The sequence below is a fragment of the Phocaeicola vulgatus ATCC 8482 genome, from assembly GCF_000012825.1.
Taxonomy (GTDB): domain Bacteria; phylum Bacteroidota; class Bacteroidia; order Bacteroidales; family Bacteroidaceae; genus Phocaeicola; species Phocaeicola vulgatus.
The window spans coordinates 422,237-434,903 of the sequence record NC_009614.1 but is presented as its reverse complement, the minus strand read 5'-3'; the positions used below and the strand labels follow the sequence as shown (position 1 = coordinate 434,903).

Genomic DNA, 12,667 nt, shown 5'->3' with positions numbered 1-12,667 from the left:
GGATAAGAACGCCTTTCTTATCCGGGGACTTTTTTAAATATTATAAGATGTATTCTTTATCGGTTTTTATACATTCTTTCATAATACTTTTGGTAATCGCCACTTGTTACATTTTCCACCCATGCTTGATTTTCCAGATACCATTGGATTGTTTTTACAATACCGGTTTCGAATTTTGTTTCAGGATACCATCCTAATTCATTAGTGATTTTGGTAGGATCGATAGCATAACGTTGGTCATGTCCCAAACGGTCTTTGACAAAGGTGATTAATGATTCGTTAATCCAGTCGATAGAAATCTCACCTTTATCGTTCAACTCTTTTTTCTTCAAGATTTTGCGATATTCGGGAGTTTCCGTCATCATCCGGTGAATAGTGGCTATGGTAAGTTTTACTATCTCTATGTTTTCTTTCTCATTGTGTCCGCCTACATTATATACTTCCCCTTCGCGACCCTTGCGCAGAACCAAATCGATGGCTTTGCAATGGTCTTCTACATATAACCAGTCGCGTACATTCTTTCCGTCACCATATACGGGAAGTTTCTTTCCTTCCAAAATGTTTTTAATGATCAGCGGAATCAGTTTTTCGGGAAAATGGTACGGACCGTAATTATTGGAACAGCGGGTAATGGTTACCGGCATTTTGTAAGTATCACGATAAGCCATGACAATCATATCAGCGCTTGTCTTGGAGGCACTATATGGGCTGTGCGGACATAAAGGAGTTGTTTCAGTAAAGAAACCTTCTGCTCCCAGGCTACCGTATACCTCATCTGTAGATACCTGGTGGTAACGTACATCTTTACGCCAGGTAGGATAACCATTCTCATCTTTTCCCGTCACCCAGGCACGGCGGGCCGCATCCAGCAGGTTTTGGGTTCCCAAAATATTAGTTTGCAGAAACAATTGTGGGTTTTCAATACTGCGGTCTACATGGCTTTCTGCTGCAAAATTCACGATGTAGTCAAACTTGTATTCTGAGAATAGTTGGTCTGCCAAATCACGGTCGCATATATCTCCTTTTACGAAGAAACAACGTTCATTATCAATGTCTGATGCAATAGTTCCCAGATTGCCGGCATAAGTCAAGGCATCCAGTACCACCACCCTGATGTCGTCATGTTTGGCCAGGATGTATTTTAAATAGTTGGCTCCGATAAATCCGGCAGCTCCTGTAACGAGATAAGTCTTCATATTGTTTTTGATATTAGTGCGTGCAAAGTTCGGAAAGATTTTTTAATCTTACAACTTATCCGCCAGTTCTATTACTTCTAAATCTTTAAATTCTCCATTATCGATACAAAAACGTACCAATGTTCTCACTTTATGAAATCCGGAAATACCTGCTGCTCCCGGGTTGATGTGTAACATATCCAGTGTCTTGTCATATTTCACCTTTAATATATGCGAATGTCCGCTGATAAAAAGCTGGGGAGGTTTCACCAGCAGGCTGCCGCGGATGGAAGGATCATAGTTGCCCGGATATCCGCCTATATGCTTTATCAACACCTCGGCACCATCTACGGTGAAGCGGTTGGTTTGAGGATAAAGTCTGCGTATGTCCTGCCCGTCAATATTTCCATATACAGCCCGGAAGGGGCGGAAAGCGGACAGTTTCCGGGCGACTTCCACCGAGCCGATGTCTCCGGCGTGCCATATTTCATCACAATTCTCAAAGTATTTCAAGTATTTGTCATCCCAAAATGCATGAGTATCCGATAATAATCCGATTCTTGTCATAGTTTTTTTGTTTATTATCGACAAAGGTACTATATTTGGAACAAATCTAAGCATAATATGGAGAGCAAATATCATTATTTCAAGCGTGATATCAGTTGGTTGTCTTTCAACTATCGCGTGTTGTTGGAGGCGGATGACGACTCCCTTCCGTTGTATGAACGGATTAACTTTATCTCTATATATTCTTCTAATCTGGAGGAATTCTACAAGATTCGTGTAGCGGAACATAAAGCCATCGCTTCCGGTGGCCAAAGTGATGATATGACACAGGAAGAAGCCAGACACCTGATACATCAGATAACCGAAGCTGTCAATAGCCAGATGGAAGACCGTATCCGCATTTATGAGCATAAGATTGTTCCGGCTTTGCGCAGGCATCATATTATTTTTTATCAAAGTAAACAGGAGGTAGAGCCTTTTCATCAGGAGTTTATCAGTAATTTCTTTAAGGAAGAAATTTTTCCCTATCTTCAACCTGTTCCGGTATGCAAGAATCGAATCAAGACTTTTTTACGTGACAACCGTTTGTATCTGTCGGTACGCGTGACGCGCAAAGACACGGGGGAAAAGGAATACTATATTATCAAATTGCCTTATAGCAAAGTTCCCCGTTTCATAGAACTTCCCCGACAGGGAGAAAACTTTTACCTGATGTATATGGAAGATATTATAAAGGCGAATATCAACCGTATGTTTCCGGGCTATGATTTGGATTGCAGTTATTGTTGCAAGATATCTCGTGACGCCGATATTTTCGTGGATGATGCAACCAGTTCCGAAGTAATGGTGGAACAGTTGCGTAAAAAGGTGAAAAAGCGTAAAATAGGTGCTGTATGCCGTTTTGTGTATGACCGAAAGATGCCTGCGGATTATCTGGAGTTTCTGGTCGATGCATTTGGCATCAATCGTGATGATTTGGTTCCGGGAGACAAACACTTGAACTTGGAGGATTTAGCTCATCTGCCTAATCCCAGTAAGGAACTTTGTACCCAATTGAAACCTCGTCCCATGACATTGAATTGTTTGGATGAGAAAGAATCCATATTCCGTTATGTGAGCAAGAAGGATTTGATGTTGCATTTCCCTTATCATTCTTTTGAACATTTCATCCATTTCCTGTATGAGGCCGTTCATGATCCGTCCTGTAAGGAGATCATGATTACCCAATATAGGGTGGCGGAAAACTCGGTTGTTATCAATACGCTGATTGCTGCTGCGCAGAATGGTAAAAAAGTAACTGTTTTTGTAGAACTTAAGGCCCGTTTTGACGAAGAAAACAATTTGGCTACCGCCGAGATGATGAAGCGGGCGGGGATACATATTATTTTCAGTATACCGGGATTGAAAGTGCATGCCAAGGTGGCACTTGTACTGCGGTATAACAAAGAGGGAAAACAGACTCGCAGCTATGCTTATATCAGTACCGGAAATTTCAATGAGAAGACTGCCCGGATATATGCTGATTCCGGTTTGTTCACTTCCAACGAGATTATTGTGAATGATCTGTATACTTTATTCCGGGTATTACAGAAAGAAGTGACTGAACCCAAATTCAAGCGTTTGTTGGTAGCCCGTTTTAATCTGCTGCCGGAACTGAGAAGACGTATCGGATATGAGATAAATATGGCAAAGGCGGGAAAAGAAGCGCGGATTATCTTGAAAATGAATGCGCTGCAAGATCCTGCCATGATAGATGAATTATATAAGGCTAGTGAGGCAGGAGTGAAAATAGACTTGATAGTACGTGGTATCTGCTGCTTGATTCCCAATCAGCCTTATAGCAGAAATATCCGTATCACTCGCATTGTGGACAGCTTTTTGGAACATGCCCGGGTGTGGTATTTCCACCATGGAGGAAAACCGTTTCTGTTCATGGGTTCGCCGGATTGGATGAGGCGCAACCTGTACCGGCGTATAGAGGCCGTTACCCCCATTCTTGACGAAGATCTGAAACAACAACTGATAGATATGCTGGCTATTCAGTTGAAAGATAACAGAAAAGCCGGTTGGGTGGATGAAAATCTGAATAATGTGTTGAAAAGGAATCCGGAAGAAGAACCGGTACGGGCGCAATATGCTTTTTATGAATACTTGAAGGGGAAGAATAAATGAAGAATATGAAATAACATATTTTATCTTATTTGAAATGATTATCCGCAATCATACCACCGGATGATAAATGGAAATTTATAAAACGGGGGGATGGAATGCGAACTACACGGACGAAGCGGACAAAAACGGACTTAAAATTTAAATTTGTACTTGCAAACCCAATGACAGGTAAAGTAAAAAAATCCGTGTTCCATCCGTCATCCCATTCTATAAACAAATATTTTGTGGTATGATTGAGGATTATCATTTCATATATTCCCAATGGAATGGACTTTTACATATTTGTCTGCCCGAACCACCGTCCACGACTCCGGAAGTAATGCACCGTAAGTTCGGGCTGAAAAATCCTTCAGATTTTTCAGCCCAATCCCAAGGAGGATATAGCGGATAGTTTAGTTTTGACACATCCGGTTTTAACAGGTCTGTTTGTAAAAGATATGTAAGATGCGGCGATGCATGATACATAATGATTATCCGCCATCATACCACCGGATGATAAATGGGAATTGATGGATGGAACGCGGATTTATTTCGTTCTATAAATTAAAATTGGAACACAAATGATACAAATTAATAACAGTACAGCATGGATATAAACCTGCCGGAGGTTAGATTTGTGTCATTTGCGTTCCGGTTTAACCGATAAATAATTGATATTGTTATGAAAAAATTATATATAACTTTCTGCCTCTTACTGGTTTCTCTTTGCATACATGCACAGATGATTAGTGGAATAATAGTGGATAAAAAAAACAGCCACTAGAGTTTGCCAATATAGTGTTGTTTTCTTTGCCTGATTTTACTTTTTTACAAGGTACTATCAGTGATCAAACCGGAGCTTTTAATATAAAATCAAATGAAACAAAAGGAGTATTACCAATTTCTTCAGTTGGCTATTCCACTATTCTCCTACCTTGCACTAGTTCAAATATGGGAACAATACAACTATATTCAGATGCGCAACTATTATACTCTCGTCCATATTATGCTCAGTTGCGAAGTAATGTAATGTATATTAATCGGTATACATATGAGGGTGGTAATCCTTTTTTATTACCTTCTTTATCTCATAATATAACTTTAGGAACAACTTATAAATGGGTATACTTATCAGCCGGATATCAATATGTTAAAGATGCGATTATTTCTTTTAGTGGAGCTTATTCAGAAGATGATCCTACGATTGCTTTAATTAATATGATTAATGCACCAGACTATGATAAGATTTTTGCCTCGCTGGTTTTATCACCTACTATGGGGCTTTGGTCTCCACAGAACAAAAGAATCGTATGTAATAAAAAACTTAGTTTGACGGCTAAGGGGTTCAATCTGCCCCTATGGAATAATTGGACTTGGCTTACTCCATTCATTTCCGTCTTAGCTGTGTTACCATTTCCCTGAACTAGGGATAATTTAGCCAGATATATTCATACCAGCGGTTCAGTCTTCTTTTCCATTTCCTACTCCACGGATACAACTCCCACCATTTTAGTTGAAAATCCGTTTTCTGCATAAATTCGTGGGTGGGAAACAGAGTAAGAGTTATTCCTCTTATCCATAATGTTTTCATTTGGTTTTCCCAATATTGCATAGGGCCGAATCCCGGCTCCCAAATAATGAAGCGGCCTTCATGAATGCCATAACAAACCACATATCCCGGTACTTCGAAATCATTGATGGCAAAAAGTATGGCAGGAAATTTTCTGGTGGACAATTGTTCCATGTTTTGCAAGCAGATTTCCGCTTCCATTCCTGCACGTATAGCTGCCTGTTTCATACCCATCAACGTATATTTTCCATCTACTTTACACCATTCGGCTAGTGTGCGTGCATCTTGTTGACCGCCATAGTATTTCATGACAGTGAGCAGACAGGCCACTTCCATGGGACATTCGTCACTGGAACGGACAAATGATTTTTTTATTCTGTCAAGTTCGTCTTCAGTCATAACTTAATTTATTTTTCATGGCAGGAGCAAAACAGCAACGCGGATCGGGAAAATCCCAACAATCCTTTCCATAAGCTTTTATGATATCACTCCAGCAACGGTTCTGATAACTGAAACAGTCTTCAAAAAGACGGCATTCCCTGCATGGACTCTCTTTGTTGATATCCTGACGTGACAAGGAACAAAGGTGCAAGGCTTGAGGGGAATGCCAGACTTCTTTCAGACTTTGTGTGGTTACATTTCCTATGATAAATTGTGGATGCCAGTAAAGTTGCTCGCATACAGTCACTTTGCCATCAGGCAATATAAACATATGAGTGGTCAATGCAGAGCATTCGCTTCCTTTGAAACACCGGCTTCCACCCCAGGTATCTTGATAGTTTTTATCGGTTACTTCTTTCCCTAAAATCACGGGAAAGGAAACCTGTGTGAGAAGAGGACGTATTTGGTTGAATACCTTTGTAATTTGCGCTTTAGTAGGTTTCAAATGCGAAAATACATTATACTCTTTGTATATGGAATTACTGGCGGGGATAATACGCCAGTCGCGTATATGCTTCAGATGAGATAATTCATGCAGTAATTCCGCCAAGACATTCACTTGGCAATTGTAGTTGGTCAGCACAGATGAAATCTGATAATTCAGTCCGCTGTCATCCAGTAATTGCAGGCCGTGAAGCATCTCTTTGGCATAATTTCCGTTTACTCCCAGTGAGGCGGTCAGTATTTCGGAATGAATGGCATCCAGTGAAATTTGAACAATTCCCTGATACCCTGTTTCCTGTACATCTTGCAACAGTTTTTGGGTTACAGGCATTTTGGTCGATATGAATTCGGGGGCAATACCCCGTTTTACCAATTCTTTTAATATGATTTTCCAGTCTTTATGCAGGAATATTTCACCACCTATCAGATTTACTTGTTGTACTTGCAGGTCTGAAGCTTCCTTGATCAGCTCCATCATGCGTTGGGTGGTGAGTGGGGATTTTATTTGCGTTGATGTATCTGCATAGCAATACTTACAATGCGTGACACATTGGTTGGTCAGCATGAATGTGAGGAGCAACGGACCGGAATACAGCCTTCTTGTAGTAAGATCCAGTTTTTTCCAGACAAAAGAATTTGCTTGCAGCCGGTCAAAACGCAATGCTTTGCCTGCCTTTTCCGCTTCAATCAATATACGTTTGGGAAAATAAATTTCTCCCTGCTGGGAGGAGGTATAAATGGGGGTCGGATTATCAATGAAGTCCGATACCCATTTGATCATCTCCTCCTTGCTCCGGCAGAAGAAGTCGCACAGCAGAGGGAGAGTTGTCTGCAAAGGTCTGTCATACGTGAAAAAACTCAGCATGACAGCTTGCAGCGGGTGAATAAAAGTATGCCAGTTCCGGGAGCAGTCGGTATCTGTCCCCGTACTGGAGAATAATGCGACCCTGTGAATATCATGTCTCAGATGATAATGAGGGTTCAGCACATATACTTTATTCATTTCCGGCATTCTCATCTTGTGTTTTTGTAGGATTGGTAAATCCGCCTGTATAGCATCCCAGGCCACATTTGGCCACTTCATTGTCATCTATACCGCCTTGTACGTCCATCAGTTCGTCCAAGTCCAGCACTTGTTCTTCATCTTCGGAATAGCGGGTGTATTCCGGTTGCTTGTTGTCGGGGTCTTCTTTTTTCATATTCTTCTTTGTTTAAGTTGGTTATTCTCTGTAGTGAAAAAAAACGGTGTTACTCCGTGGTGGAAAACAATTCATACACGGGTGCGAAAATCCTGCTCAGTATGCTCCGGCTCGAAGTGATGATCTCCGCCCGGCCGGACATGTCTATTTCATATTTTATTTCCTTTCTGTTGGTTGTCACCAGTCCGTCCGGAAAGTCCACTTCCACGGCATAACTTTTATTGTAAGGCACAAAAGAGACGGAGGCGATTCTTCCCGGCAGTACGCCATACGAGTGGGTGGGGTATTTGTTCAGTTCGATATTTACTTTGTCACCCACGGCAATTTCCGCCACTTCGTCTTGTGAAAGAGTGATGTGCCCGAGGGGATTCCCCTGTTGCTTGGAGATAACGGTGCACAGGGTGTCTCCTTCATTTACCCGGGCGCTCATGCCCCATGTCTTTCCCCATACCACTATGCCGTCGTGATGGCTTTTGATGAGGTACTTCTTGTCCCACGTGCGGAGGCTGTTCACCATGTTTTCGTAAGCCAGTTCCAGCATCCGGAGGTTTTTGGCAGTCTCCATCCGGTGGTTTATATCCAGTTCAAAGAGTTCGCGTTTCACATTCAGCACCGCCATGGCATCTGCCTTACCGGTACTTTCCAGTATCCGGAGTTCTTCATCCAGGTATTTTTTCTTCTGCGGATAGATATCAAACTCCTGATACATCACGCACGTACGCACGGCTTGGGTGAACTGTTCGTAGGCGGAAGACATTTCACCCATGATGAGGTCAAAGGGATAGTCTTGCAGGTACTTGATGTCGTTGGTGCGGTAGTACCATTCTATTTTGGTCAGTACGCGGCAAAATGTTTGTACGTCTTCCAGTAGGGCAGTATTTTTCAGTATGCCCAGCGTGTCGTTCTTTTGTACAGGTGATTGGTTTTCCACAAAAAAGCGGTCTATCATTCCTGCCTGATTGGCAGTGATCCATTCCGCACTTCCCAAGTCATCAATGGTTATCGTTTTTCTTATTGTGTCAGGATACTTAAATAATGCCGTGCCTGCAATAAGAAAAACAATCAGTCCATATACGATGTAGCTTCCCGTATGGATCAACCATTCGGGCATATCTCCCAGCATATCATTGTTTTCGCGGCTATATACTTCTACCTTTTCCGGTCCGTCCGTATTAGGTTTATAGATTTCCTCCATACCTTATTGCTATTATTTTTTAATTCTCAATTCTCATTTTTAAATTTCCTAAGCGCTCAGTTCCAGCTGATTCTTCACCAGCCTGTAGTAATCACCCTGCCGGGCAATGAGTTCTTCGTGCGTGCCCCGTTCCGTTATCTCCCCTTCTTTCAGTACCACTATCTGGTCGGCATTCTTTACGGTGCTCAGGCGGTGCGCCACGATGACCACCGTTTTGTCCTTGAAGAATCTCTCCAGATTTTCCTGTATCACTTTCTCATTGTCCGTATCGAGCGCATTCGTCGCTTCATCAAAAAACAGGTAATCGGGATTACGGTAAATGGCGCGCGCTATCAGGATGCGCTGCTTCTGCCCTTGGCTCAATCCTTGCCCCGTGTTACCTATTTTGGTGTTATACTTTAAAGGCAAGGATTCGATGAACTCGCGTATATTTGCCATCTCTACGGCATACAGCAGGCGTTCTTTGTCTATCATGCTGCCATCCGGCGCTATGTTGTTGGCAATGGTATCGCCGAATATGAATCCCTCCTGCATCACTACTCCACAATGTTTGCGCCACTCCTTGAAACTGATTTTTTGTAGCGACTGATTGCCTATCATCACCGCTCCTCCGGTGGGAGGATAGAATCCGAGCATCAGTTTTATCAGCGTTGTTTTCCCACTGCCGCTGAGGCCCACGATGGCGGTAGTCTTTCCGGCTGGTATGTCCAGCGATAGCCCTTTGATGATGCGTTTCGATTTTTCTGATCCGTAAGTAAAGACTACATTTTGCAATTGAATCGGGTCTTTGCCTGATATTTGGGTATCCTGGTCCATGCCTTCTGTCTCTTCATCGGGCTTGCCATGTATTTCTCCGAGACGTTCCAGGCTGAGCTGCGCGTCCTGCGTGTCCTGCATGAAGGAAACGAATTGGCTGATAGGCCCTTGCATCTGTCCGATGATGTACTGTATGGAAAGCATCACACCCAGCGTGATGCTTCCATGTAGTACGGCGGTGGCAGAGAGAACTGTTATCAGTACGTTTTTCACTTCGTTGATAAGTACGGCTCCCACCTGCTGCCACTGCCCCAGGTTGAGTGAACTCATATTAATGCGGAAGAGAGAAGCTTGTATGTTTTCCCATTCCCAGCGTTTTTGCTGTTCGCAGCCCAGCAGCTTGATGTCCTGCATACCGTAGATGAGTTGCATCAAATTATTCTGATTGACGGACATCTGTTCAAAGTTCTTCCTGTTCAAGTCGGCCCGCTTGCGCATGAACAGCTTTACCCAACCCATATAGGCTGCGCTGAACAGAATGAAAATGAGGAATATTTTCCAGCTGTATATGGCCAGTACGATACCGAAGATGACTACCGTGAGGGTAGAGAACAAAATATTGAGCACGGACTGGGTGAGGAAACTCTCGATGCGGTTGTGGTCTTCGATGCGGCGTATCAAGTCGCCTGCCAGTTTGCTGTCAAAGAACCTCATGGGCAGCCGCATCAGCTTGGAGAGGAAATCCGAGATGAGCGACACGTTGACGCGCGTACTGATGTGGAGCAGTATACAGCGCCGGATCACCTCAATAAGTGTGCGGCTGAATACCAGCATGAGTTGTGCAGCCAAAATGAGCTGTATAAAATTCAGATTCCTGTGCCCTATGCCTTGGTCTACAATGGTTTGGGTGAGAAAAGGGAAGACCAGTTGCAGCAAACTGCCGGCCAGCAGGCCGATGATGAGCTGTATCATCGCCTTTTTGTAGGGACGTACATAGTGAAACAGATACCACAAGGACAGTTTTTCATATTTTATGGGTTCCGCTTCATAAAATTGCGGGGTAACATCCAGCAAGAGGGTAATTCCTTTTTCTATTCCGCCTTGTGTGGTACTGATCCAGCATTTTTTCAACTCCTGTTCCTCATATTTCAGCAATCCGTAGGCAGGGTCGGCAATGTAGAACCAAGTTTTGCCCCTTTTCTTTTCTATTTTATAGAGGACCACGAAATGTTCCTGGTTCCAGTGGATGATGCATGGCAGTTTTGACTGTTGTTTCAGTTTTTCCATTGAAGTGCGTATACCGGTGGCGCGCAGCCCTATGCTGGCTGCCGCTTCACTGATACCTAGCAAGTTTACTCCCGTGCGCTGTATGTATGATTGCTCGCGTAACTGCTGTACGGAGAATGTCTTTCCATAATATTTGGCTATCATTCTCAGGCAGGAGGGGCCGCAGTCCATGCCGTCCAACTGTTTGTAGAATGGAAATTTGCTCATAATTGTCTTTTTTGTTTTACTCTGTTTATCAGCCAGTCGGCTATTTCGTTCATCCTTTCACTTTCGCTCTCAAAGAAGGCGCACAGGTGTTTTTGCCGTTCTATGATGTATTCCCGGTTTGCCAGTAGATCAATGATCTGCCTGTCCAGTTTCACGGGGGTAATTTTTTTTATTTCCTGTGGCGTGAACTCTGCCATGGGCACATGGGCAAAGGTGCATTCCGTCCAGTGGGTTATTCCTCCGGTGATAAGCGCCATGTCGCACAAGGGCAACAGGGCTTGCAGGCGGGGCAGGCGGTAAATGGCTATATTGGGCGGTAATGAAAACAACCGGGTTTCCACCTCTCCATGATTGGTCAGCAGGATGAATTGATATTGCGGATGGATGCTCGCACTCTGCTTTATGGCTTTGTAGAATGATTCCGTATGTGAGGGGGTGTTCACTTTTCTTTCTTCTTCCTCGTCTTCCAGCAAGCCTATAATAACAGTGCGTGAACGGTCTTCTTTTATTTCCGTCAGTTTGTCGATGAAATCGTCGTCTTTTGCACCTTGCGGCAGCAATTTATAAGGAATAGGCGGCAGGGTGACGACGGGCATTTCTGGCATTAGGTCTATCTTTCTGTCGGTTTTGTTTATGGCTATAAACAGATAGTTTATGTCATATTCATTATAGACTTGCTGCTTATCTTGCAGTTGATAGTCCAGCAATGCCAAATGTGGCGTAAACCATCGGAAATCATGTGGATAAATGATGCGTCCTATTCCTTTCCGCAGCAAACCGGTAGTGAAAACGGAGTCGGAGGTATCGGTATAATAGACCTTGTTTCCCCGTTCACTAATCAAGCATGCCAGTCGGGTGGTGGGACATACATTGCCTGCATCCGGTTTTATATCAAAAAGAAATTCAAACATGACCCGTTTTTCTCATCACATTTCAATTCGTATTATCCTACTACTTTAAAGCCTAATGACGCATATAGATTTTTGCCATCATAATAATATGTTCCTAAGAATTTATCGAAAAGGATGCACACTTCCAGTTCATCGCGCATATAGGCAATGTACTCAAAGAGAGTGGAACGTGACATATCCATCTTTGCTGCAAATTCCTTGGATGTGCCTGTGCACTTGTGCCGGATAAGAAAATCCATATAGAGGATTTTCTTAAGGTCTACTCGTTTCATGGTCTTTGTAGTTTTTTAGGGTGAATAATTAGGGGTTATCTTTTAAAAGCTCCAACCAAGTATTTCCCATCTTCACTAGTTAGTTCTAATGTATATTCTCCGGATGGGAAACTGGCTATGGAAATGATAATATAGCTTGTTTGTGCTTGGGGCACTAACTGTTCATACATCACTTCTCCTGTTTGATTACCGGTGATGGTAATTTGTATGTCACAGTCTGGAGATGTGTTTTCAATGTAGATGTTCTGGCCATCGGTGTAGGCTGTGATGGGAATAGATGGCAGGCTTCGTGCTGCTACTTCATCATGAAATTCTTCCCATTTCCCATGCATCGTGATTTCTGTTCTATTACAAAAAGAATATACTTTTTGCACCGATAAACCACTAAGCAATATGGTGAATAATACCATACGCAAACTCCAAATCTTTAATTCTCTAGTTGTTTTCATAATAATATTATTGATTGATTGTTATGCTGCAAAGTTATGGATTTAGAATGAAAAACAGATGGACCGGATATGTACGGTATATGGACAATTAAAAAAGAGATAA

Annotated in this window: 13 protein-coding genes; 3 read left to right on the top strand and 10 right to left on the bottom strand. The window is 42.8% G+C overall.

Features of this window, described 5'->3' with window-relative positions; translation table 11 throughout:
* Nucleotides 1-56 precede the first annotated feature (56 nt).
* Complete coding sequence (gene rfbB, locus BVU_RS01520) at nt 57-1,196, bottom strand: dTDP-glucose 4,6-dehydratase (RefSeq protein ID WP_005845671.1); 1,140 nt, start codon at nt 1,194-1,196, stop codon at nt 57-59.
* Between the two features lie 48 nt (nt 1,197-1,244).
* The gene (locus tag BVU_RS01515) at nt 1,245-1,742 is read right to left on the bottom strand and encodes a metallophosphoesterase family protein (protein WP_005845668.1); all 498 of its coding nucleotides are present in this window, start codon (nt 1,740-1,742) and stop codon (nt 1,245-1,247) included.
* 57 nt (nt 1,743-1,799) lie between these two features.
* Between BVU_RS01515 and BVU_RS01510 the strand changes: the two genes are divergently transcribed.
* The 3 genes from BVU_RS01510 to BVU_RS21175 all read left to right on the top strand — a co-directional run bounded on the left by BVU_RS01510 (nt 1,800) and on the right by BVU_RS21175 (nt 5,255).
* Entirely contained in the window at nt 1,800-3,854 is a 2,055-nt protein-coding gene (locus BVU_RS01510; protein ID WP_005845667.1) for an RNA degradosome polyphosphate kinase, read from the top strand.
* A gap of 229 nt (nt 3,855-4,083) precedes the next feature.
* Entirely contained in the window at nt 4,084-4,245 is a 162-nt protein-coding gene (locus BVU_RS22485) for a hypothetical protein (protein WP_171030611.1), read from the top strand.
* Nucleotides 4,246-4,643: 398 nt separating this feature from the next.
* Complete coding sequence (locus tag BVU_RS21175) at nt 4,644-5,255, top strand: outer membrane beta-barrel protein (RefSeq protein WP_032947614.1); 612 nt, start codon at nt 4,644-4,646, stop codon at nt 5,253-5,255.
* Nucleotide 5,256: 1 nt separating this feature from the next.
* Here the strand turns inward: BVU_RS21175 and BVU_RS01500 are convergent, their stop codons facing one another.
* From BVU_RS01500 to BVU_RS01465, 8 genes are read right to left on the bottom strand one after another with little or no spacing between them, the layout of a single operon-like run.
* Nucleotides 5,257-5,802: a cysteine peptidase family C39 domain-containing protein gene (locus BVU_RS01500; RefSeq protein ID WP_011964697.1), complete on the bottom strand. Its 546-nt coding sequence runs from the start codon at nt 5,800-5,802 to the stop codon at nt 5,257-5,259.
* Nucleotides 5,795-7,306 (bottom strand): radical SAM/SPASM domain-containing protein, encoded by a 1,512-nt coding sequence (locus tag BVU_RS01495; RefSeq protein ID WP_080510680.1) that lies wholly within the window; start codon nt 7,304-7,306, stop codon nt 5,795-5,797. Before BVU_RS01495 ends, BVU_RS01500 begins: the two co-directional genes overlap by 8 nt.
* On the bottom strand, nt 7,284-7,487 hold the full coding sequence (locus BVU_RS01490) for a hypothetical protein (RefSeq protein ID WP_041174388.1): 204 nt from the start codon (nt 7,485-7,487) through the stop codon (nt 7,284-7,286). Before BVU_RS01490 ends, BVU_RS01495 begins: the two co-directional genes overlap by 23 nt.
* 49 nt (nt 7,488-7,536) lie before the next feature.
* Entirely contained in the window at nt 7,537-8,682 is a 1,146-nt protein-coding gene (locus BVU_RS01485) for an HlyD family efflux transporter periplasmic adaptor subunit (protein WP_005853027.1), read from the bottom strand.
* A gap of 48 nt (nt 8,683-8,730) precedes the next feature.
* Nucleotides 8,731-10,932 (bottom strand): peptidase domain-containing ABC transporter, encoded by a 2,202-nt coding sequence (locus tag BVU_RS01480; RefSeq protein ID WP_011964696.1) that lies wholly within the window; start codon nt 10,930-10,932, stop codon nt 8,731-8,733.
* On the bottom strand, nt 10,929-11,843 hold the full coding sequence (locus BVU_RS01475) for a hypothetical protein (RefSeq protein WP_011964695.1): 915 nt from the start codon (nt 11,841-11,843) through the stop codon (nt 10,929-10,931). Before BVU_RS01475 ends, BVU_RS01480 begins: the two co-directional genes overlap by 4 nt.
* Nucleotides 11,844-11,875: 32 nt before the next feature.
* Complete coding sequence (locus tag BVU_RS01470; RefSeq protein WP_041174387.1) at nt 11,876-12,115, bottom strand: hypothetical protein; 240 nt, start codon at nt 12,113-12,115, stop codon at nt 11,876-11,878.
* 35 nt (nt 12,116-12,150) lie between these two features.
* The gene (locus tag BVU_RS01465) at nt 12,151-12,564 is read right to left on the bottom strand and encodes a DUF3244 domain-containing protein (RefSeq protein ID WP_011964694.1); all 414 of its coding nucleotides are present in this window, start codon (nt 12,562-12,564) and stop codon (nt 12,151-12,153) included.
* Nucleotides 12,565-12,667: the final 103 nt, after the last annotated feature.

Bases quoted from the DNA above. Each gene is read 5' to 3' on its own strand.
- rfbB (WP_005845671.1), bottom strand. From the start codon at position 1,196: ATGAAGACTTATCTCGTTACAGGAGCTGCCGGATTTATCGGAGCCAAC.
- BVU_RS01515 (WP_005845668.1), bottom strand. From the start codon at position 1,742: ATGACAAGAATCGGATTATTATCGGATACTCATGCATTTTGGGATGAC.
- BVU_RS01510 (WP_005845667.1), top strand. From the start codon at position 1,800: ATGGAGAGCAAATATCATTATTTCAAGCGTGATATCAGTTGGTTGTCT.
- BVU_RS22485 (WP_171030611.1), top strand. From the start codon at position 4,084: ATGATTGAGGATTATCATTTCATATATTCCCAATGGAATGGACTTTTA.
- BVU_RS01500 (WP_011964697.1), bottom strand. From the start codon at position 5,802: ATGACTGAAGACGAACTTGACAGAATAAAAAAATCATTTGTCCGTTCC.
- BVU_RS01495 (WP_080510680.1), bottom strand. From the start codon at position 7,306: ATGAGAATGCCGGAAATGAATAAAGTATATGTGCTGAACCCTCATTAT.
- BVU_RS01490 (WP_041174388.1), bottom strand. From the start codon at position 7,487: ATGAAAAAAGAAGACCCCGACAACAAGCAACCGGAATACACCCGCTAT.
- BVU_RS01485 (WP_005853027.1), bottom strand. From the start codon at position 8,682: ATGGAGGAAATCTATAAACCTAATACGGACGGACCGGAAAAGGTAGAA.
- BVU_RS01480 (WP_011964696.1), bottom strand. From the start codon at position 10,932: ATGAGCAAATTTCCATTCTACAAACAGTTGGACGGCATGGACTGCGGC.
- BVU_RS01475 (WP_011964695.1), bottom strand. From the start codon at position 11,843: ATGTTTGAATTTCTTTTTGATATAAAACCGGATGCAGGCAATGTATGT.
- BVU_RS01470 (WP_041174387.1), bottom strand. From the start codon at position 12,115: ATGAAACGAGTAGACCTTAAGAAAATCCTCTATATGGATTTTCTTATC.
- BVU_RS01465 (WP_011964694.1), bottom strand. From the start codon at position 12,564: ATGAAAACAACTAGAGAATTAAAGATTTGGAGTTTGCGTATGGTATTA.